Source organism: Caldovatus aquaticus (assembly GCF_019458025.1).
Classification (GTDB): domain Bacteria; phylum Pseudomonadota; class Alphaproteobacteria; order Acetobacterales; family Acetobacteraceae; genus Caldovatus; species Caldovatus aquaticus.
On the sequence record NZ_JAHZUY010000042.1, the window covers coordinates 1 to 25,491 of the forward strand.

Consider the following 25,491-nt stretch of genomic DNA (forward strand, 5'->3'; position numbering starts at 1 on the left):
CGCGAAGGCTGCCGCTGGCGTGCCCTGCCGCCGGAATAGGGGCCATACGCCACCGTCTTCAACCGTTGGAACCGCTGGAGCCAACGCGGGCTCTGGCAGCGCATCCTCGCCGCCCTCGTCGCCTGCGCCGACCCGCCGCGGGGCGCGCCGATCGGCAGTGCCGCCGTGAAGGCGCACCGCTCGGCGGCCGGCGCGAAAGGGGGGAAGGCGATGCCTGCCACCAGGCGATCGGCCGCTCGCGCGGTGGGCGCCCCGCCAGGGGCCACGCGCTCTGCGACGAGCAAGGCCGCCCGCACGCGATCCTGCCGACCGGCGGCAACGGCGCCGCCGTCACCGCCGCCGCCACGCCGGTCTCGGCTGTCGCCCCGCCCCGCGAACTCGTCGCCGACAAGGGCTGCGACGCCAACCGCCGGCGCCGCCGCGGCCATCCCCGGCACCTCGTCGCGCAAGGTTGCCTTCCCGCGCGACGCCGAACGCTACAGGCCCCGCAACGCCATCGCGCGAACCTTCTGCCGCATCGAGGATTCCCGCGGCATCGCCACCCGATACGACAGGACCGCCCGCAACTTCCTCGCCCCCGCCTGCCTCGCCGCCGCCATCACCTACCGGGCGCGATTGAGTCCAGAGCCTGGGGCCGGTCGCGGACGGCGGCGACAATCTCCTTTTCCGCGGGCAGGACGCGCCGGCCGCCGGCCTCGCGCAGGTGGAGGCCAAGGCCGCTCCTCGCTGCCGTCCCGCCCCGACCTCGTGCGCACTGTCGGCGAACGAGGCCCGATCGCCCGCCGCGGCCCATCGTCCGGCCGGCCGGGCGGATCACCGCCGCGATTGCGGTCTGATCGGCTCCGGCCCCGCGCCGTCGCCGGCCTCGAGAAACTCCCCCACCAGCCCGATCTGCCGCGCCTCCATCAGCGCCGGCGCGTGGCCGGCCTCCGCGATCTCCTCCAGCCGCACGCCCGGCCGCGCCGCCATCCGCGCCGCCGTCTCCGGCAGGAGCAGGTCGCTCCGCGCGCCCCGCAGCACCAGGACCGGCACGGCGATCCGCTCCCACAGGGCCCAGAGGTCGAGGTCCGCGGGTTCCGCCGCCCGCAGCGGCGCGGCGATGGCGGGGTCGTAGTGCAGCCGCACCCCGCCGCCCTCCGCCGGACGGGCCGAGGTCTCGGCCAGGTGCCGCCACTCCGCGTCGCCGAGCGGCCCGAAGGGGGCGTGCACGGCGCGCAGATGCGCCTCCAGCGCGGCGAGATCCGGAAACGCGACCTCCGCACCGACATAGTCGCGGATGCGCGCGAGCGCGGCCTTCGGCACGAACGGCCCGATGTCGTTCAGCACCAGGCGCCGGACCGGATGGCCGGGCATGGCCGCCACCACGAGGCCGCACAGCCCTCCGAGCGAGGTGCCGACCCAGTCCACCGGCCCCTCGAGCCGCGCCAGCAGATGCGCGAGCGCGCCGACATAGGTCGGCAGCGCGTAGAGGCTCGGCTCGGGCAGCCAGTCGCTCGCCCCGCGCCCGGGCAGGTTGGGGCAGAGCACGCGCCGCCCCGCCTGCGCCAGCGCCCGCGCCAGGGCGTCGAAGTCGCGCCCGCTGCGCGTCAGGCCGTGCACGCAGAGCACGGGCGCGCCGTCGGGCGGCCCCCATTCGGTCCAGGCGAGGGTGTGGAAGCCCGACGGCGCGAGCTAGCGCAGCGCCTGGCGGCGCATCCCGGCGGGCGCCCGCGCCTCGCTCACAGCACCTTCTTCTCCCGCAGCGCCGCGATCTCGGCCTCGCTCAGGCCGAGCATGCCGCGCAGCACCGCCTCCGTGTGCTCGCCGAGCAGCGGCGGCGCGATCCGGTAGTCGGGCGGCGTCGCCGAGAGCCGCACCGGGTTGGCGATCACCCGCACCGTCTCGCCGCTCGCGTGCGGCATCTCGACGACGCAGCCGCGCGCCTGCACGTGCGGGTCGGCGAACACGTCCTTCAGCGTGTTGATCGGGCCGCAGCCGATCTTCAGCGCCTCCAGCGCCTCCACCCACTCCCTCGTGGTCTTCGTCCGCATCACCGGCGTCAGCGTGTCGGTGACGAGCTGGCGGTTCTCGACGCGCTTCGGGTTGGTGGCGAAGCGCGGATCGGCCAGCAGGTGCTCGAGCCCGAAGGCCTTGCAGAAGCGCTCGAAGGTCGGATCGTTGCCGATCGCGAGGATGATGTAGCCGTCCTTGGTCGGGAATTCCTGGTAGGGCGCGATGTTCGGGTGCTGGTTGCCGAGCCGCGGCGGGTTCTCGCCGGTGGCGAGGTAGTTCATCCCCTGGTTCGCCAGCCAGGCGACATGCGTGTCCAGCATGCCGATGTCGATGTGCTGCCCCTGCCCCGTCTCGCGCCGGTGGTTGAGCGCGGCGAGGATGCCGATGCAGCCGTAGAGCCCCGCGAACAGGTCGGCGACCGGGATGCCGACCTTCTGCGGCGGGCCGTCCGGCTCCCCGGTCAGCGACATCACGCCGCCCATCGCCTGGATCAGCGCGTCGTAGCCCGGGCGCGGCGCGTACGGCCCGGTCTGCCCGAAGCCGGTGATCGAGCAGTAGATCAGGCGCGGATAGCGGTCCCGCAGCTGCTCCCACCCCAGCCCGTACTTCGCCAGCGCGCCGACCTTGAAGTTCTCGACCAGGATGTCGCAGCTCTCGAGCAGCCGGTGGACGATCGCCTGCCCCTCGGGCCGCGCGATGTCGAGCGTGACTGAGAGCTTGTTGCGGTTGGCGCCGAGGAAGTAGGCGCTCTCCTTCGTGTTCGGCCAGAACGGGGGGGCGAAGCCGCGGGTGTCGTCGCCGCTCTCGGGGCGCTCGATCTTGATCACCTCGGCGCCGAGGTCGCCCAGGATCTGGGTGCAGGTCGGGCCCGCCAGCACGCGCGTCAGGTCCAGCACGCGCAGGCCCTTCAGCGGGCCGCTCGGCGCCTTGCTCATCTCGTCTCTCGCTCCCACCACGTCATCCGGCGATGCCGACCGGGGCCGGCCGCCGTCCTATAGGACCGCGCGGGGACGGGCGGAACCCGCCCCCGATCCCCGCTTGCCGCGGCCGGCGCCCCGGCGCATGGTCCGCCGCTGTTCCGGACCGACCTCCGGCCGCGGGCGGGCGCCGCCCCGGCGGAGCCGCTCCGCCCCGATCCGGGAGGACACCCATGCTCGATCGCCCGCACCCCACGCCCGAGGCCCCGACCACCGACCCCTTCGCCCTCGCCAGGGCCCTCTCCGGCCTGCATTTCATCGGCGGCCGCTACGTGCCCGCCCGCTCCGGCCGGACCTTCCCGGTGGTGAACCCCGCCACCGGCGAGGAGGTCGCGCGCGCCGCCGAGGGCGACGCCGCCGACGTGGACGCCGCGGTCGAGAACGCCGCCGCGGCGCAGAAGGAATGGGCGATGGTTGCCGCCCGCAGGCGCGGCGCCCTCGTCCACCAGTGCGCCCAGGTGCTCAAGGCTCATGTCGAGGAGCTCGCGCGCCTGATCGCGCTCGAGACCGGCAAGGCGCTGCGCACCGAATCGCGCGTCGAGGCCAACGTTGTCGCCGACATCTTCGAATTCTACGGCGGCCTCGGCTCCGAGCTGAAGGGCGAGAGCGTCCCCTTCGCCCCCAACGTCCTCTCCGTGACGGTGCGCGAGCCGCTCGGCGTGGTCGGCGCGATCATCCCCTGGAACGTGCCGATGCTGCTGATGGCGCTGAAGGTCGCGCCCGCCCTCGTCGCCGGCAACAGCGTGGTCGTGAAGTCGGCGGAGGAAGCGCCGCTCGCGGTGCTGCGCATCTGCGAGCTGCTGAACCGCGTCCTGCCGCCCGGCGTGTTCAACATGGTGTCCGGCTTCGGCCCGGAGTGCGGCGCGCCGCTCGTCGCCCATCCGAAGGTGAGGAAGGTCACCTTCACCGGCTCGGTCGAGACCGGGAAGATCGTCTACAAGACCGCGGCGGAGAAGCTGATCCCGGTGACGCTCGAGCTCGGCGGCAAGTCGCCGATGATCGTCTTCTCCGACTGCGACTTCGAGAAGACGGTCCAGGGTGCCCTCACCTCCATGCGCTTCACCCGCCAGGGCCAGTCCTGCACCGCCGCCTCGCGCATCTACGTCGAGCGCCCGATCTTCGACCGCTTCGTCGCCGCCATGAAGGAGGCGGTGGACCGGATGGTGATGGGCGACCCGCTCGACGAGCGGACCGACATCGGCACCATCATCTCGCCGGCGCAGTTCGAGAAGGTGCGGAGCTACATCGAGGAGGGCCGGCGCACGCCGGGCGCGCAGGCGCTGGTCTGCAGCCGCCTGCCGGAGGATCCGGCGCTGAAGAAGGGCCTGTTCCTGCAGCCCGTCATCTTCACCGGCCTGCCGAAGGACAGCCGCCTGGTGCGCGAGGAGATCTTCGGCCCCGTCACCGCGATCTTCCCCTTCGACGACGCGGAGCAGGTGCTCGCCGAGGCCAACGATTCCGACTACGGCCTCGCCGCCTCGGTCTGGACCAACAACCTCAAGGTCGGCCTCCGCCTCGCGCACCGGCTGGAGGCCGGGCTGGTGCAGATCAACCAGAACCTGGTGGTGCAGGCGAACCTGTCCTACGGCGGGGTGAAGCAGTCCGGCCTCGGCAAGGAGGCCTCGCTCGAGGCGATGCTCGAGCACTTCACGCACAAGAAGACGATCATGGTGAACATGGACTGACCGGCCCGCGCGGGCGGCCCGATCCGCCCGCGCCGGCGTGGGCCGCGCCTCGCCCGCCCTCACTCCGGCTCGATGCCGGCGGCGCGCACCATCCGCCCCCAGTGCGCGATCTCGTCGCGGATGAAGGCGCCGAACTCCTCCGGCGTCGAGGTCCGGGCCTCGAAGCCGATGCCGGCGAGGCGCCGCACCGTCTCCGGCCGCTCCCACACGCGGCGGAAGACGGCATTGACGCTCGCCACGACCTCCGGCGGCAGGCGCGCCGGCCCCACCAGCCCGGCCCAGGCCACCACGTCGAAGCCCGGCAGGCCGGCCTCGTGCAGCGTCGGCACCTCCGGCACGAGCGCGCTGCGCTCGCGGCTGGTGACGCCGAGCGCCCGCAGCCGGCCCGCCTGCACATGGCCGAGCGAGGCGGAGACGTCCACCACCATGCAGGCGACGCGTCCCGCGATCACGTCCGTCATCGCCGGCGGCGTGCTGCGGTAGGGGACGTGCGTCATCTCGACGCCCGCCATCTGCGCGATGGTCGCGCCGGCGACGATGCCCGTGGAATTGCCGGAGGCGTAGGTCACGTGGCCGGGCCGCGCCCGCGCCAGCTCCAGCAGATCGCGCAGCGAGCGCACGGGGGACCGCTCGCCGACCACCAGCCAGAAGGTGTAGTTGCCGGCGCGCGCGATCGGCGTGAAGTCGGCCACCGGATCGTAGTCCAGCCGCTTCATCAGCGCCGGATTGGCCGCGTGCGGCGTGTTCGTCGTCATCATCAGCGTCAGCCCGTCGGGCGCGGCGCGCGCGACCTGGGCGGCGGCGAGCGCGCCGTTCGCGCCGGCCCGGTTCTCCACCACGACCGACTGGCCCCATTCCGGCTCGAGCTGCTGGGCGAGGATGCGGCTGATGGCGTCCGTGCCCGAGCCCGCGCCGAACGGCACGACGATGGTCACCGGCCGCGCCGGCCTCCACGCCGCCTGCGCCCGCGCCGACGCGCCCGCGAGGGCGCCGCCCGCCGCGATCAGCGCCGCCCGGCGCCGCACCGGCACCGCCGGCTCCGGCGGCGCGCTTCCTGCCTTCCTGTCCCGCATCTCCGGGTGCCCCCTCTCCTCGGCCTCGGCCGCAACCGCGGCCGCGCGGCAGGCAGGGCCCCGCACGCGCCGGCCCCGCCGCCGCCCCGGCGCCCCTCTAGCCGGTCGTCTGCAGCGTGAGAACCGCCGCCGCCGCGCCGTCCGGCGCCGCATCCTCCGCACGGGCGGCGGAGGCGAGGGACTCGGGCAGCACGCGCCAGATCCCGCCCATCAGCACCTCGCTCGGCCGGAAGCGCGACTTGTAGGACATCTTGCGGCTCTGCGGCACCCAGTAGCCGAGATAGACATAGGGCAGCCGGAGCGCCCGCGCCCGCGCCACCAGCCACAGGATCGCATAGGTGCCGAGCGAGCGCCGCCCCTCCGCCGGGTCGTAGAAGCTGTACACGGCGGAAAGTCCGTCGCTCAGCCAGTCGGTCAGGCAGGCGCCCACCAGCCGGTCGCGCGCGTCGCGGAACTCCACCACGCCGGTGGTGATCGGCGTGTCCTCGACCATGGCGCGATAGTCGTAGAAGCCCATCGCCGCCATGTCGCCGTCGCCGTGGCGCGCCTTCTGGTAGCGCTGGAACAGGGCGAACTGCTCGGCGGTGGCGCGCGCCGGCATCTCGAAGCCCACCAGGTCGGCATTGGCGCGCTGGACGCGGCGCTGGCCGCGGTCCGGCGCGAACGCCGCGGCGACGATGCGGATCGGGATGCAGGCCGCGCAGCCCGGGCAGACCGGCGAATAGGCGATGTTGTGGCTGCGCCGGAAGCCGGCGCGCGAGAGCCGGTCGTGCAGCGCCTCCCCCTCCGGCCCGGAGAGTTCGGTCACGATCTTCCGCTCCGTCCGCCCGGGCAGGTAGGGGCAGGGCAGCGGCGCGGTGGTGTAGAAGAATTGCGGTCGGCGGGTCGGTCGGTGATGCATCGTGGTGGATCAGTCTCGGTGCGCGGGCGCCGCAAATCAACCGCCGATCCGCCTCCGGGTTCACCGGAAGCCGCGCATGCCACGCGGCGGTGAGACCGGGCGCCGCGGCGCCGCCCCCTGCCCCCCTAGGGCGTCAGCGTGATCCGCGCCGCGGCGCCGCCGCCCTCCGCCCCTGCATCGGCCGCGGGCGCGGCGAGCCGCAGCAGCGCCCCGCTCCGCCAGCGCTCCAGCAGGTCGCCCCAGTGGCGCGAGAGCGGATGGCCCGATTGCCCGGTGGCGACGATGGCCCGCGTCTCGCGATCGGCCAGGTCGAACACCACCCGCAGCCCGGCGCCCTGGACGTGGAGGAAGGCCTCCGGGCCGGCGCCGCCCTGCAGCGTGCCGCGGTTGACCGTCTCGCCGTCGCCCGGCGTCGGCGCCGCGAGGCGGACCAGCGGGCCGAGGCCCGGCAGGAAGCGCAGCAGGGGGTGTTCGAACCGCGCCACATGCGCCTCGCCCCAGCGCCAGCGCGCCGGATCGGGGCCGTAGCGCGCCGCGAGCGCCGCGACCGCCTCCTCGAGGGCCCGCCGCGCCAGGGCGCGGCATCCCTGTGCCCCGCACCAGGGCGCCGCGGCGGCGGCTGCCTGCGCATCGCCGGCTTCCGCCCCGGCCGCCGCGCGCAGCAGGAAGCGGAGGAATTCGGGGGCCGTCGGCGCCCAGGCCCCCTCCGGCACGCCGCCGGCGGCGAGGGCGGCACGGCCGAGGGCGCTGAGCCAGGCGTGGAAGATCAGCGGCTCCGGCCGGTCCGGGTCCATCCGCCCCTCCCAGCCGCCGTCCCCCTCGCCCAGCAGCAGAGCGTAGGCGGCGCCGGCGGCGCCCTCGAGGTCCGGCCGGGCGACCAGGCGCCGCAGCGCCGGCAGGGCGTCCTCACGCGCGAACAGCGACACCGCATCGGTCTGCATCGCCGCGAATTCCGCCGCGTCGAGCCGCCCCGTCGCCGCCGCCCGCGCGAGCAGGGCGAAGATCCGGCGGAACCGCCAGTCCCCGAACCAGTCGCGCCCGAGGAAGGCCGCCCCCGCCGCGGCGGGGGCGACGCGGTTGTTGGCGTTGACCAGCACCCCGCCCGGCGGGTCCACGACATGCGGCAGCGCGGCGAAGGGGACGAATCCCTCCCAGTCGGCCGTTCCGTCCCATCCGGGCGCCGGCAGCGTCCCGTCGCCGGAGCGGCGTCGCGGGATGCGGCCGGTCAGGTAGAGCGCGATCCGCCCCTCCGCGTCGGCCACCACCAGGTTCTGCGACGGCGCCGTGATCAGCGCCGCCGCCCGCCCCGCCTCCTCCACCCCCCGCGCGCGGTTGAGCGCGAGCAGCCCCGCCGCCGCGGTGTCGCCCGGCGCGAGACCGGCCATCGCCACCGCCAGCACCGTGCCGTCGCCGCGCCCGGACGCCGCCCCGCCGCCCTGCGGCGGGTCGAGATCGGAAAGGACCGGCCCGTGGCGGGTCTCGCGCACCCGCATCACCACCGGCTGCGCCGCGCCGCGCACGGCGATGCGCTCCTCGCGGACCAGGAAGGGCCGCGGCCCTTCCGGCGTCTCGTATTCGTCCGGCCGGCCGGGCACGAGGCGCTCGACGAACACGTCCTGGGTGTCGGCGTGGGTGGTGGTGAAGCCCCAGGCCAGCCGCTCGTTGCGGCCGATGACGACGAGCGGCACGCCGGGGCTGGTCGCGCCGGCAAGGAAGCGCCCGCCGGGCAGCGCGATCCGCACCAGATACCACTGGACCGGCGCGGCGAAGCCGAGATGCGGATCGTTCGCGAGCAGCGCCCCGCCGGAGGCCGAGCGCGGGCCGGCCACGGCCCAGACGTTGCTTGCGCTTGCCGGCAGCGGCGCGTCGGCCGGGAATGCGGGCAGCGCCGCGGCGAGGCGCGCCAGGTGCCCGCCATCGAGCGCCGCCGCGGCGGCGGGCGGCGCGGCGGCGGGGACCCGGGCCTCCCCCGCGCCGGGCGCGGGCTGGTCCGGCCGGCCGGCGCTCGCATCCTCCGGCCAGAGATCGCGCAGCCGCTCCGCCGGCAGGCCGGCGGCCAGCAGCCGCGCGCGGTTCACCTCGACCCGCCAGTTGCCCGAGAGGTAGAGTCCCATCAGCTTGCCCCAGAGCAGGCTGTCGCTCGGACGCCACGGCTCCGGCGGGCCGAGCAGCAGGTATTCCGGCGCCGCGAAGCGCCCGCGCGCGGCGATCCATGCGTTCACCCCGGCGGCGTAGGCCTCCAGCACGTCGCGGACCTCGGCCGGCAGTGCGGCGAGGTCCTCCTCCGCCCGCCGCGCCAGGCCGAGCAGCCGCACGAAGCGGTCCGAGCGCAGCGTCACCGCTCCCGCCCACTCCGACAGCCGCCCGGCGGCGGTGCGCCGCATCAGGTCCATCTGGAACAGCCGGTCGCGCGCGTGCAGCCAGCCCATCGCGACCCAGGCGTCGCGCTCCGATTCCGCGCGGATCAGCGGCACGCCCTCGCGGCTGAAGGCCACGCTCACCGGGGCGGCGAGGCCGCCGGCCGCGCCGTGGCCGAGCCGGACCACCTCCTGCGCCGGCGGCAGGGCCCATCCGACCAGCCCGGCGCCGCCGAGCGGGAGCAGCGCCAGCAGCCCGGCGAGGCCGAGCAGCGCCCGTCGAGGACCGCGCCGCGGCGGCCTGCCGGCGGTTCGTCGTCGCATCGGGGCTAGATGGCCCGGACCGGGCCGCCTGGCCAGCCCGGACCGCGCCGCTCCCGCGCGGGGTTGGACAGCGGCGCCGGCGCCTGATAGGGCGGCGCGGCATCCCGGCCACGCCCCTCCCAGCCGACAGGAACCAGCCTCGCGTGAGAACGTCCCGCGCGACGACCGCCGGCGCCCCAGGCATGACGGGCGCCATCCTGCTGTACGAATCGGCCGCGGTGCGGCTGTTCCACCGTCCCGGCCCATCGGACTTCACCCTCATCGCCTTCGCCGCGAACACCGCGCCGGTCGCGACGCAGGGGTGGGCGTCGCCCGCGATCGCGGGGAGGCCGGAGCTCGACCTCCTCGCCGTCACCGCGGAGCGGATGCACTGGTATCCGGCCGCGGCGGTGGCGGCGCTGCTGCCGGTGGCGCGGGCGGCGGCGAAGCCGCGGCGGCTGACCCTCGGCGTCGCGATGGGCGGATATGCGGCGCTGAAGTACGGCGCCGCGCTGGGCGCCGCCGCCGCCATCGCCTTCTCGCCCCAGGCCTCGCTCGACCCCGCCGACGCGGCCTTCGACGACCGTGCGCGCCTGTACTTCCGACGCGCCGACCACCGCGGCCACCGGGTCCAGGCGACCGACCTGCCCCCCGCCACGCTGCTCGCCTACGACCCGCTCGAGCCGACGGAGGCGCGCCACGCGGCGCTGCTCTCCGGCCTGCCGGGGGTGGTCCGCGCCCCCCTTCCCCATGCCGGCCACGCCGGCCTCCGCATCCTGGGCGAGGGCGGCGACGCCCCCGCCCTGTTCGCCCTCGCGCTCGCGGGCCGGATGGAGGAGGCCGCGCGCCTGCTGCGCGCGGCGCGGCGCCGCTCCCCGAGGATCTGGCTCGCCCTCGGCCTGCACGCGCAGCGCACCGGCCGGTTGGGGCGGATGGCGGCGCTGCTCGCCCGCGCGCTGCCGCCTGCCGCCGGGCCGCCACAGGCGCGCCGCGCCGGCCAGCCGGGAGCGCCGCCGCCCGGCGGTCCCGGCCCGGGTCGCGCGCCCCTGGCCGCGCCGGCGCCCGCCGCGCCGCCTCCGGCCGCCGTCGGCCCCGCGGCCGACCCGCTCGCCCGCCTGCACCAGAGGCTGGCGCGCAATCCGCGCGACGAGGCGGCGCACATCGCGCTCGTGAATGCACTGGCGGCCCGCGGGGACAAGCCGGCGGCCCTCGCCGCGGCGCGGGCGGCGGCCGCGGCGCTGCCCGAGTCCGGGCGCTGCCAGGCGCGTCTCGGCCAGCTGCTCGCCGAGCGCCACCCGGCCGAGGCGGTGCCCGTCCTGCAGGCCGCGATGGCGCTCGGCCATGCCACGGAGTCCGTGCGCCACGCCCTGGTCCACGCGCTGGTCGCGCTCGGCCGCAACGAGGAGGCGCTGGCGGCCGCGCGCGAGGCGGTCGCGGCCCTGCCCGATTCGCAGCACTGCCAGGCCCAGCTCGGCCTGCTCGCATTGCGGACCGATCCGGCGGAGGCCGTCGCGGCGCTGCAGGCCGCGATCGCGCTCGGCAACGCCCAGCCCGGTGTCGCGCACGCCCTGGCGCACGGCCTGCTCGCGCTGGGCCGGCGCGAGGCGGCGATCGCCGCGCTGCGCGAGGCGGTCGCGCGCCTTCCCGGAAGCCTCCCCCTCTGGATGCTGCTCGCGCGGCTGCTCGAGCAGGAGGAGGACTGGCCCGCGGCGGAGCAGGCGCTCCGCACCGTCCTCACGCTCGACGAGAACAACGCCGACGCGCACCTGCATCTCAGCGAGGCGCTGCGGCGCCAGAAACGCATCCGGGAGGCGGTCGCCGCCTTCCGCCGCGGCGAGGCGCTCGGCCCCGACCGCGAGCTCCTGCGCATCCAGCGCTACCGCATGTTCGGCGAGCTGGGCTAGGGCCGTTTCCGCCCGGCCGTGCGCGAGGCGACGGCGCCGGCCTCTCGTCTTCCGGGCGGTTTCCCGCCGTCCGCGGTCCGCTGCAGGGCAGCCGGCGCCAGGCCTCAGATCAGGAGGTCGAGCCCCGCCGCGGTCAGTCCGGCGAAGAACAGAAGATCCCCCTCCGCCGTCGTCGCCACGGCCCCGTTCGCCACCGCGATTCCCGCGGGGCTCGCGGTCTCCGCGGCGAGCAGCGCGGCGAACTGGTCCGCGAGCGGCGCCTCGCCGGCCTCCGCCACCCGCCGCGCGACGTCGGCCGAGAACACGCCTTCCCGGCGCATCAGCTCGATCACGCCGTCGAAGTCGAGCACGCGGTCCTCGATCCCCGTGATCCGGGCCAGCACCGCAGGATCCACTTGCAGCCGGTCCAGCGCGGGGTTGAAGTCGAGGGCCACGATCACGTCGGCCTGCCCGTTGCCCGTGGGCTCGGGCCCGATGGCGAAAAGGTCGTTGCCGGCGCCGCCGATCAGCACGCCGGTGCCGGTCCCGGCGTTCAGGATGTCGTTGCCGCCGCCGCCGACGGCGAGATCGTTGCCGGCCCCGGTCGGGCTCAGCGTGTCGTCGCCGGCGCCGCCGGACAGCGTGTCGTTGCCCGGCGTCCCGGTCTCCCGGTCGTCGCCGAGGCCGCCGCCGACCTCCGAGCGCACGGCCTCGCCGATCCGCTGGAACGCGTCGCTGAGCCTGGAGAAGAATCCGCTTATCCGTTTCGATCCTCGTCCGGGAGTTCCCGGTGTGGCAGAGACTGCCCGGCGCGGAACCATCCGGACCGGAAAGCGACGGTCCCGCGCGCGGCTGCCGCGCTAACGAGGATCGGTGCGCGATGTTCCTGCAGGCGCGCCCGTTCAGCCGCCGAACCGGTTCGACCTCGGGAACCCGCCGGGCGGCGCCTTGCCCGCGCCGGCGCGGTTGCCGCGCCAGTAGGCGAGGTCGGTCTCGATCCGCACGCGCTCGCCGAGCCGCCAGGAGAGTCCGTCCTTGCGCCAGAACACCTTGGCGTCGGCGAGGCCGCCGTCGCGGAAGGACTGCAGCTGCACGCCGCGGCCGCGCGCCATCTCCGGCACCTGCTCGAGCGGGAAGAGCAGCAGCTTCCGGTTCTCGCCGATCGTGGCGACCGTGTCGCCCTCCGCCGGCGTGCAGACCACCGCGCGCGCCGGCGGTTCGACGACCAGCACCTGCTTTCCGGTGCGCCGCTCGGCGAGCAGGTCCTCGCCCTTCACGACGAAGCCCTTGCCGTCGGAGGCGGCGACGAGCCGGCGCGCGCCCTCGCGGTGGACGAAGAGGGCGACGATCTCGTCCTCGTTGCCGAGGTCCACCATCAGCCGCACCGGCTGCCCGTCGCCGCGGCCGCGCGGGATGGCGTCGGCGCGCAGCGTGTAGGAGCGGCCGTTGGAGCCGAACAGCACGAGGCGGTCGGTGGTCTCCGCGTGCACCAGGCGGTGCAGGGCGTCGCCCTCCTTGAAGCGCAGCTCGGCGTCCTCCGGCAGGTGGCCCTTCTGCGCGCGGATCCACCCCTTCTGCGAGAGGATGACGGTGATCGGCTCGCGCTCGACGAGGTGGTCCTCCTCCAGCGCGACCGGGGCCGGCGCCGTGCCGATCGCGGTGCGGCGCCGTCCCAGGCGGCCGTCGCCGAACCGCGCGCGCACCGCCTCCAGCTCCTCGGCGATCGCCTCCCAGCGCTTCGCCTCGGACCTCATCAGCGCCTGCAGCTTCCGCTGCTCCGCCGAAAGCCTCTTGTGCTCCCTGCGGATCTCCATCTCCTCGAGCTTGCGCAAGGCGCGCAGGCGCATGTTGAGGATCGCGTCCGCCTGCGCCTCGGTCAGCGCGAAGGCCTTCATCAGCTCGGCCTTCGGCTCGTCCTCCTCGCGGACGATGCGGATCACCGCGTCGAGGTTGAGATAGACGATCAGGTAGCCGTCGAGGATCTCGAGCCGCCGCGCGATCGCGGCGAGGCGATGCTCGGTGCGGCGCTTCAGCACCACATGGCGGTGGTCGAGCCAGGCGCGCAGCACCTCGCGCAGCCCCATCACCCGCGGCGTGCGCTCGGCGTCGAGCACGTTCATGTTGAGCGGGAAGCGGCTCTCCAGCGCCGTGGCGCGGAACAGCGTCTCCATCATCACCGCCGGGTCCACGCTGCGCGACTTCGGCTCCAGCACCAGGCGCACCGCGTCCGTGCTCTCGTCGCGCACGTCGCCGAGCAGCGGCAGCTTCCGCTCCTCCAGGAGCTGCGCGATCTGCTCGACGAGCCTGGCCTTGGCGACCTGGTAGGGGATCTCGGTGACGACGACCTGCCAGGTGCCGTGCCTGCCCTTCTCGACCTGCCACTTCGCGCGCACGCGGAAGCCGCCGCGGCCCGTCGCGTAGGCCTCGGCGATCGCCTCCGGCGGCTCGACCAGGATGCCGCCGGTCGGGAAGTCCGGCCCCGGCATGTGGCGCAGCAGCTCGGCGGTCGTGGCCTGCGGGTTGCGGATCAGCTCGAGCGCCGCGGCGCAGACCTCGCCCGCGTTGTGCGGCGGGATCGAGGTCGCCATGCCGACCGCGATGCCGCTGGCGCCGTTCGCGAGCAGGTTCGGGAAGGCGGCGGGCAGGACGACCGGCTCCTGCTCCTCGCCGTCGTAGGTCGGGCGGAAGTCCACGGCATCCTCGTCGATGCCCTGGAGCAGCGCCTGCGCGACTTCGGTCAGCCGCGCCTCGGTGTAGCGCATGGCGGCGGCGTTGTCGCCGTCGATGTTGCCGAAATTGCCCTGGCCTTCCACCAGCGGGTAGCGCGCCGCGAAGTCCTGCGCGAGCCGCACCAGCGCCTCGTACACCGCGGCGTCGCCGTGCGGGTGGTACTTGCCGATCACGTCGCCGACCACGCGCGCGCACTTCTTGAAGCCCGACGCCGGGTCGAGCCTGAGCTGGTGCATCGCCCACAACAGGCGCCGGTGCACCGGCTTCAGCCCGTCACGCACGTCGGGCAGCGAGCGCGCCATGATGGTGGAGAGGGCGTAGGCGAGGTAGCGCTCGGACAGCGCCTCGGAGAGGCGGGTCTCGCGCACCGCCCCGCCCTCGGGGAGCGTCGTCACGTCGTCAGGCATCGTGTCCCAGTCCGGGTCAGCGGGTCGAGCCGGCGGAAGCGGGAGCCGCCGGCCCCGTTGCGGAGGCGGTCAGCGCCGCCACGCGGTCGAGAAGCAGCCCGCGCGCCGCGGGCAGCGGCCGGTGGTGGTGCCCATAGGCGTCTTTTCCCAGAAAATGCCCGGTCAGGCGCAGCCCGGCAAGCCAGTCCCCGGGCCCGGAAGGACCCTGGCCGAGCAGGAAGGCAGGCAGCGGCAGCAGCCGCTCGGCGTAGGGCGCGCCCGCGGCGGCGCAGACCGCGCGGCCGGTGCGCGGCGAGACCCAGACCAGGTCCTCGGTCGTGCCGGTCGCGGCGCAGCGCGTGAGATCGAGGCCGTAGCCGAGCTCGGCCAGCAGCTCCACCTCCCAGCGCACGTAGTCGGGCAGAGCCGTCGCGGCCCCCTCGCCCAGCCGGCCGATGAGCGCGAGCAGGCCGCGGAAGGCCCGCGGGTGCGGCTCGCGCTCGGGCAGCGCGCCCTCCGCCACCGCGCAGGCCGAGGCGAGCAGGGCGAGGGCGAGCGGATCGTCCAGCGCCAGCGCCGCGGCGGGATGGATCAGCTCGCCCGACAGCGCGCCGAGCTGCTCGGCCAGCCGCGCCACCCAGCGCGCCTCCACCAGGTTGCCGGGCTGCCAGACCGCCCGCTGCGTGCGCGAGAAGCCGCCCCGCACGAGGCCGGCGTGGCGGCCGTGCTCCTCGGTCAGCAGCGTGACCACGGCCCCGCCCTCGCCGAAGGGGCGGGCGCCGAGCACGATCGCGGGGGCGCGCCATTCCATGGGACGAAGATGGCGCCGTGCGGGCGCGAATGCAGGGGGCGGCGCGCGGCGGCCGCGCCCCAGGGGCGCATCCGCCGAGCGGGGCGCGCGGTCGCGGCCCCGGCGCGTCGTCCGGCGAGCCGATCCCCCGCCTCCGGCCGTCCCTGGCCGCGCGCGATCCGCCCTAGCCCGGATCCTCGAGCCCGAGCGCGCGGAGCCGCGCCCGCTCCTCGTCCCAGTGCGCGCGCTCCTTGACGTTGAGGAACAGGTGCACGCGCCGCCCGAGCAGCGCCTCCAGCTCGAGCCGCGCCCGCCGGCCGATCTCCTTGATGCGCGCGCCCTTGTCGCCGATCAGGATCGCCTTCTGCCCCGGCCGCGCGACATAGATCGTGCAGTCGATGCGCACGCTGCCGTCCTCGCGCTCGCTCCACTGCTCGGTCTCGACGGTGGCGTAGTGCGGCACTTCCTCGTGCGTCTGGCGCAGGATCTGCTCGCGCACGATCTCGGCCGCGAGCATGCGCTCGGGCAGGTCGGAGAGCTCGTCTTCGGGGAACAGCCACGGCCCCTCCGGCATCGCCTCCGCCAGCCGGTCGAGCAGCCGGTCGAGCCCGTCGCCGGTCGCCGCCGAGACCATGAAGGTCTCGGCGAAGGGCAGCAGCTCGTTCAGCTCCTTGGCGAGCGGCAGGAGCCGCGGCCGCTCCACCAGATCGGTCTTGTTCAGCACCAGCCAGACCGGCCGCCCGCCCTTGCGCAGGCCCTCGATGATGGCGCGCACCTCGTCGGTCAGCCCGGCGCGGGCGTCCACGACCAGGAGCGCGAGGTCGGCGTCCTGTGCCCCGCCCCAGGCCGCCGCCACCATGGCGCGGTCGAGCCGCCGGCGCGGGCGGAAGATGCCCGGCGTGTCCACCAGCACGATCTGCGAGGCGCCGCGGATCACCACGGCGCGGATGCGGAAGCGCGTCGTCTGCGGTTTGGGCGAGACGATCGTCACCTTGGTGCCGGCGAGCGCGTTCACCAGCGTGGACTTGCCGGCGTTCGGCGCGCCCACCACCGCGACCAGGCCGCAGCGCGTGCGCGCCGGCCGCGCCCCCTCCGTCGCCTCCGCCCGCTCCGCGGCGTCGCCGCTCATGGTTCCGCAAGCCCCGCGAGCCACGCCTCCGCCGCCGCCTGCTCGGCGGCGCGCTTGGACTCGCCCATCCCCTCCGCCTCGCGCCCCGCGGCCCGCACCGCCACCACGAAGACCGGCCGGTGCGGCGGCCCCGCGGTCGAGACCAGCCGGTATTCCGGCAGGCCGAGGCCGCGCGCCAGCGTCCATTCCTGCAGCCGGCTCTTCGCCGAGTGCGGCGGGCGCGGGCTCTCCTCGATCAGCGGCGCCCAGGCGCGGCGGACGAAGGCGCGCGCCGCCTCCAGCCCGCCGTCCCGGTAGAGCGCGCCGAGCAGCGCCTCCAGCGCGTCGGCCAGGACGCTCGCCCGGCCGCGCAGCCCGGTGCGTCCCTCCGCCGCCGGCACCCGCAGCGCGGCGCCGAGCCCGATCCCCTCCGCCACCCGCGCCAGCGCGTCCTGGGCGACCAGCGCGGCGAGGCGCTTGCCGAGATCGCCCTCGCGCTCCTCGGGGAAGCGCTCGGCGAGCCATTCCGCGATCAGCAGGGCGAGCACCCGATCGCCGACGAATTCCAGCCGCTCGTTGGAATCGAGCTGGCCGCGCCGCGGATCGGCGGCGGAACGATGCGTCAGCGCCTGGCGCAGCAGCGCGGGATCGGCGAAGACGTGGCCGAGGCGCGCCTCCAGCGCCGCCATGGCGGCATCGCGCTGCGCCGCGGCGCGCTCCTCCCCGCCCTCAGCGCGCGTCGCCATGGCGGCCGGAGGGGGTCAGCGCACGGCGGTGAACAGCCGGTTCCAGCGGATCGCGCGGGGCCACGTCCAGACCTCCCACCACGAGCCGGCATCGCCGTCCACCGAGAAGAAGATGAACTCCGCCCGGCCGACCAGGTTCTCCAGCGGCACGAAGCCGACCGCGTTCATCGCGCGGGAATCGAGGCTGTTGTCCCGGTTGTCGCCCATGGCGAAGACGTAGCCCTCCGGCACCCGGAACTCGGGCGTGTTGTCGAAGGGGCCGTCGTCCGTCGCCTCGATGATCTCGTGCGCGCGCGCGGGCTGGCCGCCCAGCGCGGGCAGGGTCTCGCGGTAGAGCCGCGCGGGCACGGGCCGCGGCCCCTCCCCTTCCACCAGATAGGGCCCGAGGTATTCGCGCCGCACCGGCTGGCCGTTGATGTGGAGCACGCCGCCCCGCACCTGGATGCGGTCGCCGGGCAGGCCGACGATGCGCTTGATGTAGTCGGTGGCGTTGTCCCGCGGCAGCTTGAACACCGCCACGTCGCCGCGCTGCGGCAGGGATCCGAAGATCCGGCCGGAGAACAGGTTCGGGCTGAACGGCAGGGAGTGCCGCGAATAGCCGTAGGAGAACTTCGAGACGAACAGGTAGTCGCCCACCAGCAGCGTCGGGATCATGCTGCCGGAGGGGATGTTGAACGGCTCGAAGGCCACGGTGCGGATGCCCACCGCGATCAGCGCGGCGTAGAGGATCGTCCTGGCGCTCTCCAGCCAGCCGCCGCTGCTGCTCTTCCGCTTCGCCATCGCAGGAGTGTTCGCCGGCATCCGCCTTTCCTGCCCTCCGCCGTCGCCGTTCCGCGGCGCGCCGGCCTCGCCGGCGTCCGGGCGGTCGCGGAGGGTCTGAGTCGCGCCGGCGAGGTCCCGGTCCCGCTCGGGCGGGGGACAGAAGCCCGGCGGCGGCGGCGATGTCAAGGAAGGGGCACGGCGGTGATGACCACCACCGCCTGGGCGTAGGGGTACTCGTCGGTCATGGTCAGCGCGACCTGCGCCGCGTGCCCCGCCGGCGTGATCGCCCGGAGGCGCTCCGCCGCCCCTCCGGTCAGGCGCAGCGTCGGCTGGCCGGAGGGCAGGTTCACCACCCCGAGGTCGCGCCAGAACACCCCCGCCCGGAACCCGGTGCCGAGCGCCTTGGCGGCCGCCTCCTTGGCCGCGAAGCGCTTGGCGTAGGTGGCGACGCGCACGCGTTCGGCCCGCCGCTCCGCCTTGGCGCGCTCGGCCGGGGTGAAGATCCGGTCGAGGAACCGCTCGCCGTACTTCGCGATCGTCCGCTCCATCCGGCGGATGTCGATCACGTCCGAACCGAGGCCGATGATCATCCGCGCGCCCGCTCCACCTCCCTCACCCCCGGGCAGGCGCGCAGCGCCGCGATGATGTTGCCGAGGTGGCGCAGATCGGTGACCTCGACGTCCACCAGCATCTCCATGTGGTCGGCGGCGCGGTGGACGATGCGCAGGTTGCTCACCTGCCCATCCTGCTTGGCGATGGCGGTGGTCAGCGCCGCCAGCGTGCCCGGCTCGTTCGCCGCCACCAGGCCGATCCGCCCCGTGTGGGTGCCGCCGAAGCCGCCCGCCCCGTAGTCCCAGTCCACGTCCAGGAAGCGCTCCGGCGTCTGGGCGAAGCTCTCCAGCGTGTGGCAGTCCGCCCGGTGGATGGTCACGCCGCGGCCGGTGGTGACGATGCCGACGATGCGCTCGCCCGGCAGCGGGTGGCAGCAGCCGGCGAAGTGCACCGCCATGCCGGCGACCAGGCCGGTGATGCCCATCGCCGATTCCCGGACCCCGCCCGCGCCCCGCCGGGCCGTCCCGGCGCCGCCCGGCCCGCCCTCGGGCCGCCCCGCCGCCGCCCCGGCCCCTCCCAGCAGCGGCCCGGTGCCGAGGCGTCCGCGCGGGCGCGCCAGCGTCAGCGCATCCGCCGGCCGCGGCGGCCGGCGCAGTTCGGGCACCGCGGCGTGGACCACGTCGCGCGCGCTGAGGCTGCCCGAGCCGACCGCATGCCAGAGCGCCTCGAGGTCGGGCTGCTTGAGCGCCTTCAGCGCCGGCTCGACCAGCTTCTCCGAGAAGTCGAGCCCCTCCTGGCGGAACGCCTTGGCCACCGCGGCGCGGCCGGCCTCCTGCTGCTCCTGGCGCTGGCGGGCGTGGACGAAGCGGCGGATGCGCGCCCGCGCCTTGCCGGTGACGACGAAGCGCTCCCAGGCCGGGTTGGGCGTGCCGCCGCGGGCGGTGATGATCTCGACCTGGTCGCCGTTCTCGAGCTGGTGGCGCAGCGGCACGATGCGGCCGTTGACCTTGGCGCCGACGCAGGAATCGCCGACCTCGCTGTGCACCTGGTAGGCGAAGTCCACCGGCGTCGCGCCGCGCGGCAGCTCGATCAGGTCGCCCTTCGGGGTGAAGCAGAACACCTGGTCGCGGTGCAGCTCGAGCTTGGTGTGCTCGAGGAATTCCTGCGGCTCGGCGGCGTTCTCCAGGATCTCGAGCAGCGCCCGCACCCAGGGGTAGCGCCGCCCCTGCTCGCGCGCCGCCTCGCCGCCCTGCTTGTAGAGCCAGTGCGCCGCGACGCCGTACTCCGCCACCTCGTGCATCTCGCGGGTGCGGATCTGGATCTCGATCTTGGCGTTGCGCCGCGCCGGCACGGTCACGCCGGTGTGCAGGCTCTGGTAGCCGTTGGTCTTGGGGGTGGAGATGTAGTCCTTGAACCGCCCGGGCACGACGCGGTAGGCGGAGTGGATGGCGCCGAGCGCGGCGTAGCAGTCCGCCTTCTCCGGCACGATGACGCGGAACGCCATGATGTCCGAGAGCTGCTCGAACGCCACGTTCTTCCGCTGCATCTTCAGCCAGATCGAGTAGGGCGCCTTCTCCCGCCCCTGCACCTCGATCAGCGGCACCTCCGCCTCGGCCAGCACCCGGCGCAGGTCCTCCTCGATCTCGGCGATCAGGTCGGCGCCCTGGCCGCGCAGGAAGGAGAGCCGCGCCGCGATCGTCGCCCAGGCGTCCGGATTGAGCGCCCGGAAGGCGAGCGTCTCGAGCTCGGTCTTGATCGCCTCCATGCCGATCCGCTCGGCGAGCGGCGCGTAGATCTCCATGGTCTCGCGCGCCGTGCGCCGCCGCCGCTCGGGCTCGGCGACATGGTCGAGCGTGCGCATGTTGTGCAGCCGGTCGGCGAGCTTGACGAGCAGGACGCGGATGTCCTCGCTCATCGCCAGCACCAGCTTGCGGAAGTTCTCCGCCTGCTTGGTGCGCTCCGACTGCAGCTCGAGGCGCGTCAGCTTGGTCACGCCGTCGACGAGGCGCGCGATCTCGGCGCCGAAGCGCCGCTCGATCTCCTTCAGGCCGACACGCGTATCCTCGGCCACGTCGTGCAGCAGCGCGGTGGCGATGGTGCCGGCGTCGAGCCGGTAGCCGGCGAGGATCTCGGCCACCGCGAGCGGATGGGTGATGTAGGGATCGCCGTTCTCGCGCACCTGCCCGGCATGCGCCTCGGCGGCGAGCCGGTAGGCACGCTCCACCAGGCCGGTGTCGGCCCTGGGGTCGTTCGCGGAGAGCCGCCGCAGGAGCGCCGCCGCCATCGCCTCGGGGCCGGTCGCGGCAGGGGGCGGCGCGGGCGCCGTGACGGCGCGCTCCGCCGCCGGCGCCGCCGGCGGGACCGCGCCGGAAAGGCCGTCCGGCGCACGCGGCGCCGGGACCTCGGCCCGGGCGTCGCGCGCCGCCGTCATGGCGAGGCCGCCCTCAGCGCTTCGCGGCGTCGCCGCCGCCGAGTTCCGCCGCGATCGCCGCCTCGATCTCCTCGGGCGAGAGCTCCTCGGCGCCCGCCGGGGCCTCGGGAAGCCGCTCCTCGTTCACGTCCATCACGCCGAAGATGTTCTCGTCGGTGGCGATCAGGTCGAGCACCTCCTCCTCGGCGGGCTCGGGCTCCGGCGCGCGCTGCAGCGAGCGGATCAGGTCGGCCTCGAGCGCGGCGAGGTCGAGCTTGCCCTCGGCGATCTCGCGCAGGGCCACGACCGGGTTCTTGTCGTTGTCGCGGTCGACCAGGATCTCCTCGCCGCGGCCGATGTTGCGCGCGCGCTGGGCGGCGTAGAGGACCAGTTCGAAGCGGTTGGGGACCTTGAGGATGCAATCCTCGACGGTGACGCGGGCCATGGCTGGGTCGGCTCCGATCGCAGGGGGCACTCCCCGGGACCGGGGGCCCCGAATCGCAGGGGAACTCTTCAGATAGCCAGCCGCTCCCGGCGCTGCAACCCGCCCGGCCGCGCTCGTGCGGGCCCGCGCCGGCCCGGCGCGCCGCCCGTCCGCCCCGCCAGGCGAAGGAGCGGGGCGCCCGTCAGTCCGGCAGCCTCTCCGGACGCGGCTCCTCCGCCGGCAACGCCGCGAGCAGCGCCTCGACCGTCAGGCCGAGCCGCGGGTGTCGCCAGCCCGGCGCCACCTCGGCGAGCGGGCAGAGCACGAAGCCGCGCCGGTGGGCACGGGGATGCGGCAGCACCGGGTCGGGCGCATCGCGCACCAGGGCACCGCAGGCGATCAGGTCGAGATCCAGGGTCCGCGGCGCGTTCCGGTAGGGGCGCTCCCGCCCGGCCGCCGCCTCCAGACGCTGCAGCGCCGCGAGCAGCGCCGCCGGATCGGGCAGCGCCCCGCTCGCCCGCAGCCGCGCCACGCCGTTGACGAAACGCGGCGCCCCCGGCTGCGGCGGGACCGGATCGGACGTCCACCAGCCCGAAAGGGCGACGAGCCGCACCCCCGGCAGTACCCGGTCGAGCGCCGCGGCGGCGCGGCGGCAGGTCGCGATCGGCGGGGCGCCGTCCGGCCCCGGCAGGTTGGCGCCGATCGCGACCAGGATGGCCGCTTCGCCGGTGCCCCCGCGCGCCTCCATCGCCGCCTCTCCGGAACGGTCGCAGGGCGACATTATCACGAATTCGTGTTTCCTGCCGCGCAACGAAGGGCTATCCTGCACGTTCCGTGAGGGCCCGCCAGGGTGGCAGGCCCCGACGCTTCGGACGGACAACGACCTTGCATTTCGAGCGTTCCGAACGGCTCGCCCTCTTCATAGACGGGGCGAACCTCTACGCCGCCTCCCGGACCCTGGGCTTCGACGTGGACTACAAGAACCTCCTGGCGCATTTCCGCAAGCAGGGCTCCCTGCTCCGCGCCTACTATTACACCGCGCTGCTCGAGACGGAGGAGTACTCTCCCCTCCGCCCGCTCGTGGACTGGCTCGGCTACAACGGCTACGCCGTGGTCACGAAGCCCGCCAAGGAATTCACCGACGCCACCGGCAAGCGCCGCGTCAAGGGCAACATCGACATCGAGCTCGCGGTGGACGTGATGGAGCTCGCCCCCCGCCTCGACCATGCGGTGATCTTCTCCGGCGACGGCGACCTGCGCCGCCTGGTCGAGGCCGTGCAGCGGCGCGGGGTGCGGGTCACCGTGGTGTCCACCATCCGCACCCAGCCGGCGATGATCGCGGACGAGCTGCGCCGCCAGGCCGACGCCTTCCTAGATCTCGCCGACCTCGCCCCGGAGATCACCCGCCGCCAGGTCGAGCCGCGGCCGCGCCTCGCTGCCGCCGGAGGCGGCGGGGGCGGACGCGGCACCGCCGCGCTGCGCCCGGCGGCAGGCTCCGCCGCGGAGCCGACGAGCGACCCCGCGCCGTAACACGGTGCGTGCGGCACGGGCGGCCCGGGCGGCCGTCCGCCGCCCCGCGCCCGCGCTCCCCGTCTCCCGGCCGCACCGGCCGGCCGCCGGAACGGCCCCGTGTCGCGCGGACCTGCCGCAAGGCTCCCGCGGTCCCGAACCGCCTCCCGCCTCGCCCCCTCGCGGCAGGCGCGCCCCCCTTCCGCTCGCCCGGCGCCCGGCGAAGCCGAGGGGAGGCAGGCCCCCTTGCCTTCGGCGCGGGCACGACGGGACCGCCTATCCCGCCGCGCCTCGGCGAGCTGGTCCGGCCCCCGCCCGCTCCTTCGCCAGCAGCGCCCGCTTGCGCGCGAGGCCCCAGCGATAGCCCGTCAGGTCGCCGTCCTTCCCCACCACGCGGTGGCAGGGCACGGCGAGGCTCACCGGATTCCGCGCGCAGGCCCGCGCCACCGCGCGCACCGCCGCCGGCGCGCCGATCGCCTCCGCGACTTCCGCGTAGTGCCGCGTCTCGCCGAAGGGGATGCGCATCAGCGCCTCCCACACCCGCCGCTGGAACGCCGTGCCGCGCAGGTCGAGCGGCAGCGCCAGCGCCGCCTTCGGCTCCTCGAGGAAGGCGACCACCGCGCGCACCGTCGCGGCCAGCGCCTCCGGCGCCTCCTCGATGCGCGCCGCGGGGAAGCGCCGGCCGAGGTCGCCGCGCAGCGCCGCCTCGTCCTCGCCGAAGCCGAGGAAGCACACGCCCCGCTCCGTCGCGCCGACCAGCAGCGGGCCGAACGGGCTTGCGGCGACCGCCACGCGGATCGTCTCGCCGTGCCCGCCGCGCCGCGCCGCCCCGGGCGTCATGCCGAGCAGCCGGCCCGGCCGCTCGTACACCCGGCTCTCCGAGCCGAAGCCGGCCTCGGCCACCGCCTCGGCGACGCGCGCGCCCTCCGCGAGCGCCGCGGCAAGCCGGCGGGCGCGGACGGATTCGGCGTAGGAGCGTGGGGTCACGCCGGTGATCTCCTTGAACAGCCGCAGGAAATGGTGCCGTGCATACCCCGCCCGCTCCGCCAGCGCGGCGAGCGAGGGGATCGTCTCCGAGCGTTCGATCAGCGCGCAGGCCGCGCGCACCGCTTCGGCGTGCAGCGCCGCGCGCTCGCCCTTCGGGTCGCAGCGCCTGCAGGCGCGGAACCCCTCGGCCTCGGCGGCCTCGGCCGTAGGGAAGAAGCGCACGTTGCGGCGCAGCGGCGGACGCGAGGGGCAGCCGGGGCGGCAATACACTCCCTGCGTCGCCACGGCGTAGAGGAAGGGCCCGCAGGCGGGCCGCGGATCGCGCGCGAGCACGGCCTGCCAGAGGGTGTCGGGATCGGGGATGGCGAGGGCGTCGGGCATGGCGCTCCTGTCGCACGCCGCCCCGCCGGTGCGCCATCCGCGCGTTGCGCCGGCGCGCCCATGTCGGGCGACGGGCCCCGTCAGGTGTCCTCCCCCAGCGCGCGCCGCCGCAGGTCCCGCAGCCGCATCTCGGCGCCGCGCAGCTTCGGATGGATCTCCAGCGCCGCCTGGAAGCTGCGCAGCGCGCCGGCAAGGTCGCCCGCCTCCTCCTGGATCGCCGAGAGCGTCACCAGCGCGCCGAAATGCCGGGGCTCGAGCCGCAGCGTCTCGCGCAGGTCGCGCATCGCCGCGGCGATGTCGCCCGCCGCGGCGTGGGCCTGCGCGCGGCGGTACCAGGCCTCGGCGAAACCGGGCGCAAGGGTGATCGCCGCGTCGAAATCCTCCAGCGCCTCCTCCGGCGCGCGCGCCTCCAGGCTGCGCAGGCCGCGCCGCATCAGAAGCTGGACCGCGGGGCTCGCACCCTGCTGCCAGACCGCGTGGATGCGCGCCTCCACCAGCGCCGCCGCCATCTCGTCCGGCGCGTCGCGCAGGGCCGCGAACAGCCGGTCGAGCTCGGCGCGGCGCGCCTCCTCCCTCTCCCCGTGCGGGACGGCGGGACGCTCGCCACCCCGCCCCGGCAGCGCGGGCGACGGCGACGGCTCCGACGGCGCGGCCTGCGCCGGTTGCCAGGAAGGCTCCGCCCGCGCTGCCGGCCATCCCGCCTCGCCGCCAAGAACCACACCCGCCAAGACCGCCGCCAGCACCGCAAGGCGCCAAAGCGGCCCAGCGCCGCGCGCACCCGCGCAACGCCCGCAACCCGGCGCGAGCCGACAGGCCACGGCGAGGCCCGGCCGCGCACGACCGATCCCGCAGTCCCGCACCTCCCGCGCCCGCGCCGCGACCTTCCCCTCCGCGGTCAGCGTTCCCGCCATGTCGCGCCCATGCTCCGCCCCGTCCGCCCCAGGCAATACGGTCCGCGCGCACTGTCGAGAGCCGGTTCTGCGCCATGCCGCCGAACCGGCGAAGGGACGGGGAGCTCCGGCCGACCTCGCATCGCGCAGCCTGCCCTCCTACCGCAAGTTCAGTGTCTCGTCACCCTCTATCGGTCTATCGGCCTCAGCGCCCCCCGCGAGGATACGGTGCCCTCGCCATCCCCGGCCCCGGCTCCCCGTTGCCTCTTCCGCGACGGCCGCGCGCAGGGCGCTAACAGCACCGCGCCCGGCGCGGTGGGCCCCGGCTGCGAGCGATGCGTCACGGACTTCCACGCCGCGCGTCGCGAGATGCTGCAGCGGCGGCTCGACGCGGCCCTGCGCGACCAGCGGCCTGCCGAGGCCCTGGTGATCCTCGGCGAGCCCATCCCCCTCGCCGAGGCGGACCCCCCCGAGCGACGGCACCTGGAGGCCTCAGCGCACCGAGATCCGGCAGACCCGGCGCCGACGGCTGCCGAAGAGCCTCGGCCTGTTCGCCGCTGCCGCCTTCCTCGAGACGCACCGACTGCCGCCCGCGCCCACCGACAGCACCATGCCGGCGCCGGGCCTCGCCGCCCGCTTCCTGCC

21 protein-coding genes are annotated in these 25,491 nt (G+C 75.4%); 3 read left to right on the plus strand and 18 right to left on the minus strand.

The genetic code is table 11. The annotated features are described in order from the left end of the window. The 3 genes from K1J50_RS13525 to K1J50_RS13535 all read right to left on the minus strand — a co-directional run. A partial coding sequence (locus tag K1J50_RS13525; RefSeq protein WP_220118243.1) for a hypothetical protein occupies window positions 1–449 on the minus strand: 449 nt, incomplete at its 3' end. Between the two features lie 364 nt (window positions 450–813). Beyond that, on the minus strand, window positions 814–1,608 hold the full coding sequence (locus K1J50_RS13530; RefSeq protein WP_369413597.1) for an alpha/beta fold hydrolase: 795 nt from the start codon (window positions 1,606–1,608) through the stop codon (window positions 814–816). Window positions 1,609–1,718: 110 nt separating this feature from the next. Next, window positions 1,719–2,927 (minus strand): CaiB/BaiF CoA transferase family protein, encoded by a 1,209-nt coding sequence (locus tag K1J50_RS13535; RefSeq protein ID WP_220118244.1) that lies wholly within the window; start codon window positions 2,925–2,927, stop codon window positions 1,719–1,721. A 215-nt stretch (window positions 2,928–3,142) separates the two neighbouring features. Here K1J50_RS13535 and K1J50_RS13540 point away from each other — a divergent pair, with 215 nt between their 5' ends. Continuing rightward, window positions 3,143–4,654 (plus strand): aldehyde dehydrogenase family protein, encoded by a 1,512-nt coding sequence (locus K1J50_RS13540; RefSeq protein ID WP_220118245.1) that lies wholly within the window; start codon window positions 3,143–3,145, stop codon window positions 4,652–4,654. A gap of 59 nt (window positions 4,655–4,713) precedes the next feature. Here K1J50_RS13540 and K1J50_RS13545 read toward each other — a convergent pair whose 3' ends face one another. From K1J50_RS13545 to K1J50_RS13555, 3 genes are all read right to left on the minus strand, one after another. Beyond that, entirely contained in the window at window positions 4,714–5,685 is a 972-nt protein-coding gene (locus K1J50_RS13545) for a Bug family tripartite tricarboxylate transporter substrate binding protein (RefSeq protein ID WP_369413598.1), read from the minus strand. A gap of 139 nt (window positions 5,686–5,824) precedes the next feature. After that, window positions 5,825–6,628 carry an arginyltransferase gene (locus K1J50_RS13550; protein WP_220118247.1) on the minus strand — a complete coding sequence of 268 codons (804 nt, stop codon included), beginning with the start codon at window positions 6,626–6,628 and terminating at the stop codon, window positions 5,825–5,827. 125 nt (window positions 6,629–6,753) lie between these two features. After that, a complete protein-coding gene (locus K1J50_RS13555) occupies window positions 6,754–9,309 on the minus strand; it encodes a penicillin acylase family protein (protein WP_220118248.1) in 2,556 nt (851 codons plus the stop codon). A gap of 182 nt (window positions 9,310–9,491) precedes the next feature. On the opposite strand from K1J50_RS13555, the gene K1J50_RS13560 reads away from it, so the two are divergent. Beyond that, window positions 9,492–11,192, plus strand: a complete 1,701-nt coding sequence (locus tag K1J50_RS13560; RefSeq protein ID WP_220118249.1) for a tetratricopeptide repeat protein — start codon at window positions 9,492–9,494, stop codon at window positions 11,190–11,192. 104 nt (window positions 11,193–11,296) lie between these two features. On the opposite strand, the gene K1J50_RS13565 is transcribed toward K1J50_RS13560, so the two are convergent. The 10 genes from K1J50_RS13565 to folK form a co-directional block, all read right to left on the minus strand. Continuing rightward, window positions 11,297–11,878: a calcium-binding protein gene (locus K1J50_RS13565; RefSeq protein ID WP_369413599.1), complete on the minus strand. Its 582-nt coding sequence runs from the start codon at window positions 11,876–11,878 to the stop codon at window positions 11,297–11,299. A gap of 195 nt (window positions 11,879–12,073) precedes the next feature. Continuing rightward, window positions 12,074–14,308 carry a DNA topoisomerase IV subunit A gene (parC, locus tag K1J50_RS13570; RefSeq protein ID WP_220118251.1) on the minus strand — a complete coding sequence of 745 codons (2,235 nt, stop codon included), beginning with the start codon at window positions 14,306–14,308 and terminating at the stop codon, window positions 12,074–12,076. 16 nt (window positions 14,309–14,324) lie between these two features. After that, entirely contained in the window at window positions 14,325–15,098 is a 774-nt protein-coding gene (recO, locus tag K1J50_RS13575; protein WP_220118252.1) for a DNA repair protein RecO, read from the minus strand. A gap of 163 nt (window positions 15,099–15,261) precedes the next feature. After that, window positions 15,262–16,206 (minus strand): GTPase Era, encoded by a 945-nt coding sequence (era, locus tag K1J50_RS13580; RefSeq protein ID WP_220118253.1) that lies wholly within the window; start codon window positions 16,204–16,206, stop codon window positions 15,262–15,264. Continuing rightward, window positions 16,203–16,874, minus strand: coding sequence for a ribonuclease III (gene rnc / locus K1J50_RS13585; RefSeq protein ID WP_220118272.1), 672 nt, complete (start codon window positions 16,872–16,874; stop codon window positions 16,203–16,205). Before rnc ends, era begins: the two co-directional genes overlap by 4 nt. Before the next feature lie 72 nt (window positions 16,875–16,946). Next, window positions 16,947–17,732 (minus strand): signal peptidase I, encoded by a 786-nt coding sequence (gene lepB / locus K1J50_RS13590; protein ID WP_408869376.1) that lies wholly within the window; start codon window positions 17,730–17,732, stop codon window positions 16,947–16,949. Between the two features lie 143 nt (window positions 17,733–17,875). Then, window positions 17,876–18,283 carry a holo-ACP synthase gene (gene acpS, locus K1J50_RS13595; RefSeq protein ID WP_220118254.1) on the minus strand — a complete coding sequence of 136 codons (408 nt, stop codon included), beginning with the start codon at window positions 18,281–18,283 and terminating at the stop codon, window positions 17,876–17,878. Further along, the gene (locus tag K1J50_RS13600) at window positions 18,280–20,676 is read right to left on the minus strand and encodes a RelA/SpoT family protein (protein ID WP_220118256.1); all 2,397 of its coding nucleotides are present in this window, start codon (window positions 20,674–20,676) and stop codon (window positions 18,280–18,282) included. Before K1J50_RS13600 ends, acpS begins: the two co-directional genes overlap by 4 nt. A gap of 13 nt (window positions 20,677–20,689) precedes the next feature. Continuing rightward, on the minus strand, window positions 20,690–21,100 hold the full coding sequence (gene rpoZ, locus K1J50_RS13605) for a DNA-directed RNA polymerase subunit omega (protein WP_220118257.1): 411 nt from the start codon (window positions 21,098–21,100) through the stop codon (window positions 20,690–20,692). 181 nt (window positions 21,101–21,281) lie between these two features. Then, the gene (gene folK / locus K1J50_RS13610) at window positions 21,282–21,827 is read right to left on the minus strand and encodes a 2-amino-4-hydroxy-6-hydroxymethyldihydropteridine diphosphokinase (RefSeq protein ID WP_220118276.1); all 546 of its coding nucleotides are present in this window, start codon (window positions 21,825–21,827) and stop codon (window positions 21,282–21,284) included. 137 nt (window positions 21,828–21,964) lie between these two features. Here folK and K1J50_RS13615 point away from each other — a divergent pair, with 137 nt between their 5' ends. Beyond that, window positions 21,965–22,609: a LabA-like NYN domain-containing protein gene (locus K1J50_RS13615; RefSeq protein WP_220118258.1), complete on the plus strand. Its 645-nt coding sequence runs from the start codon at window positions 21,965–21,967 to the stop codon at window positions 22,607–22,609. A 255-nt stretch (window positions 22,610–22,864) separates the two neighbouring features. Here the strand turns inward: K1J50_RS13615 and ada are convergent, their stop codons facing one another. Beyond that, window positions 22,865–23,956: a bifunctional DNA-binding transcriptional regulator/O6-methylguanine-DNA methyltransferase Ada gene (gene ada, locus K1J50_RS13620; protein ID WP_220118259.1), complete on the minus strand. Its 1,092-nt coding sequence runs from the start codon at window positions 23,954–23,956 to the stop codon at window positions 22,865–22,867. An 80-nt stretch (window positions 23,957–24,036) separates the two neighbouring features. Then, window positions 24,037–24,675, minus strand: a complete 639-nt coding sequence (locus tag K1J50_RS13625; RefSeq protein WP_369413601.1) for a tetratricopeptide repeat protein — start codon at window positions 24,673–24,675, stop codon at window positions 24,037–24,039. Window positions 24,676–25,491: the final 816 nt, after the last annotated feature.

Bases quoted from the DNA above. Each gene is read 5' to 3' on its own strand.
- K1J50_RS13535 (WP_220118244.1), bottom strand. From the start codon at position 2,927: ATGAGCAAGGCGCCGAGCGGCCCGCTGAAGGGCCTGCGCGTGCTGGAC.
- K1J50_RS13540 (WP_220118245.1), top strand. From the start codon at position 3,143: ATGCTCGATCGCCCGCACCCCACGCCCGAGGCCCCGACCACCGACCCC.
- K1J50_RS13550 (WP_220118247.1), bottom strand. From the start codon at position 6,628: ATGCATCACCGACCGACCCGCCGACCGCAATTCTTCTACACCACCGCG.
- K1J50_RS13555 (WP_220118248.1), bottom strand. From the start codon at position 9,309: ATGCGACGACGAACCGCCGGCAGGCCGCCGCGGCGCGGTCCTCGACGG.
- K1J50_RS13560 (WP_220118249.1), top strand. From the start codon at position 9,492: ATGACGGGCGCCATCCTGCTGTACGAATCGGCCGCGGTGCGGCTGTTC.
- parC (WP_220118251.1), bottom strand. From the start codon at position 14,308: ATGCCTGACGACGTGACGACGCTCCCCGAGGGCGGGGCGGTGCGCGAG.
- recO (WP_220118252.1), bottom strand. From the start codon at position 15,098: ATGGAATGGCGCGCCCCCGCGATCGTGCTCGGCGCCCGCCCCTTCGGC.
- era (WP_220118253.1), bottom strand. From the start codon at position 16,206: ATGAGCGGCGACGCCGCGGAGCGGGCGGAGGCGACGGAGGGGGCGCGG.
- rnc (WP_220118272.1), bottom strand. From the start codon at position 16,874: ATGGCGGCGCTGGAGGCGCGCCTCGGCCACGTCTTCGCCGATCCCGCG.
- lepB (WP_408869376.1), bottom strand. From the start codon at position 17,732: ATGCCGGCGAACACTCCTGCGATGGCGAAGCGGAAGAGCAGCAGCGGC.
- acpS (WP_220118254.1), bottom strand. From the start codon at position 18,283: ATGATCATCGGCCTCGGTTCGGACGTGATCGACATCCGCCGGATGGAG.
- K1J50_RS13600 (WP_220118256.1), bottom strand. From the start codon at position 20,676: ATGACGGCGGCGCGCGACGCCCGGGCCGAGGTCCCGGCGCCGCGTGCG.
- rpoZ (WP_220118257.1), bottom strand. From the start codon at position 21,100: ATGGCCCGCGTCACCGTCGAGGATTGCATCCTCAAGGTCCCCAACCGC.
- folK (WP_220118276.1), bottom strand. From the start codon at position 21,827: ATGGAGGCGCGCGGGGGCACCGGCGAAGCGGCCATCCTGGTCGCGATC.
- ada (WP_220118259.1), bottom strand. From the start codon at position 23,956: ATGCCCGACGCCCTCGCCATCCCCGATCCCGACACCCTCTGGCAGGCC.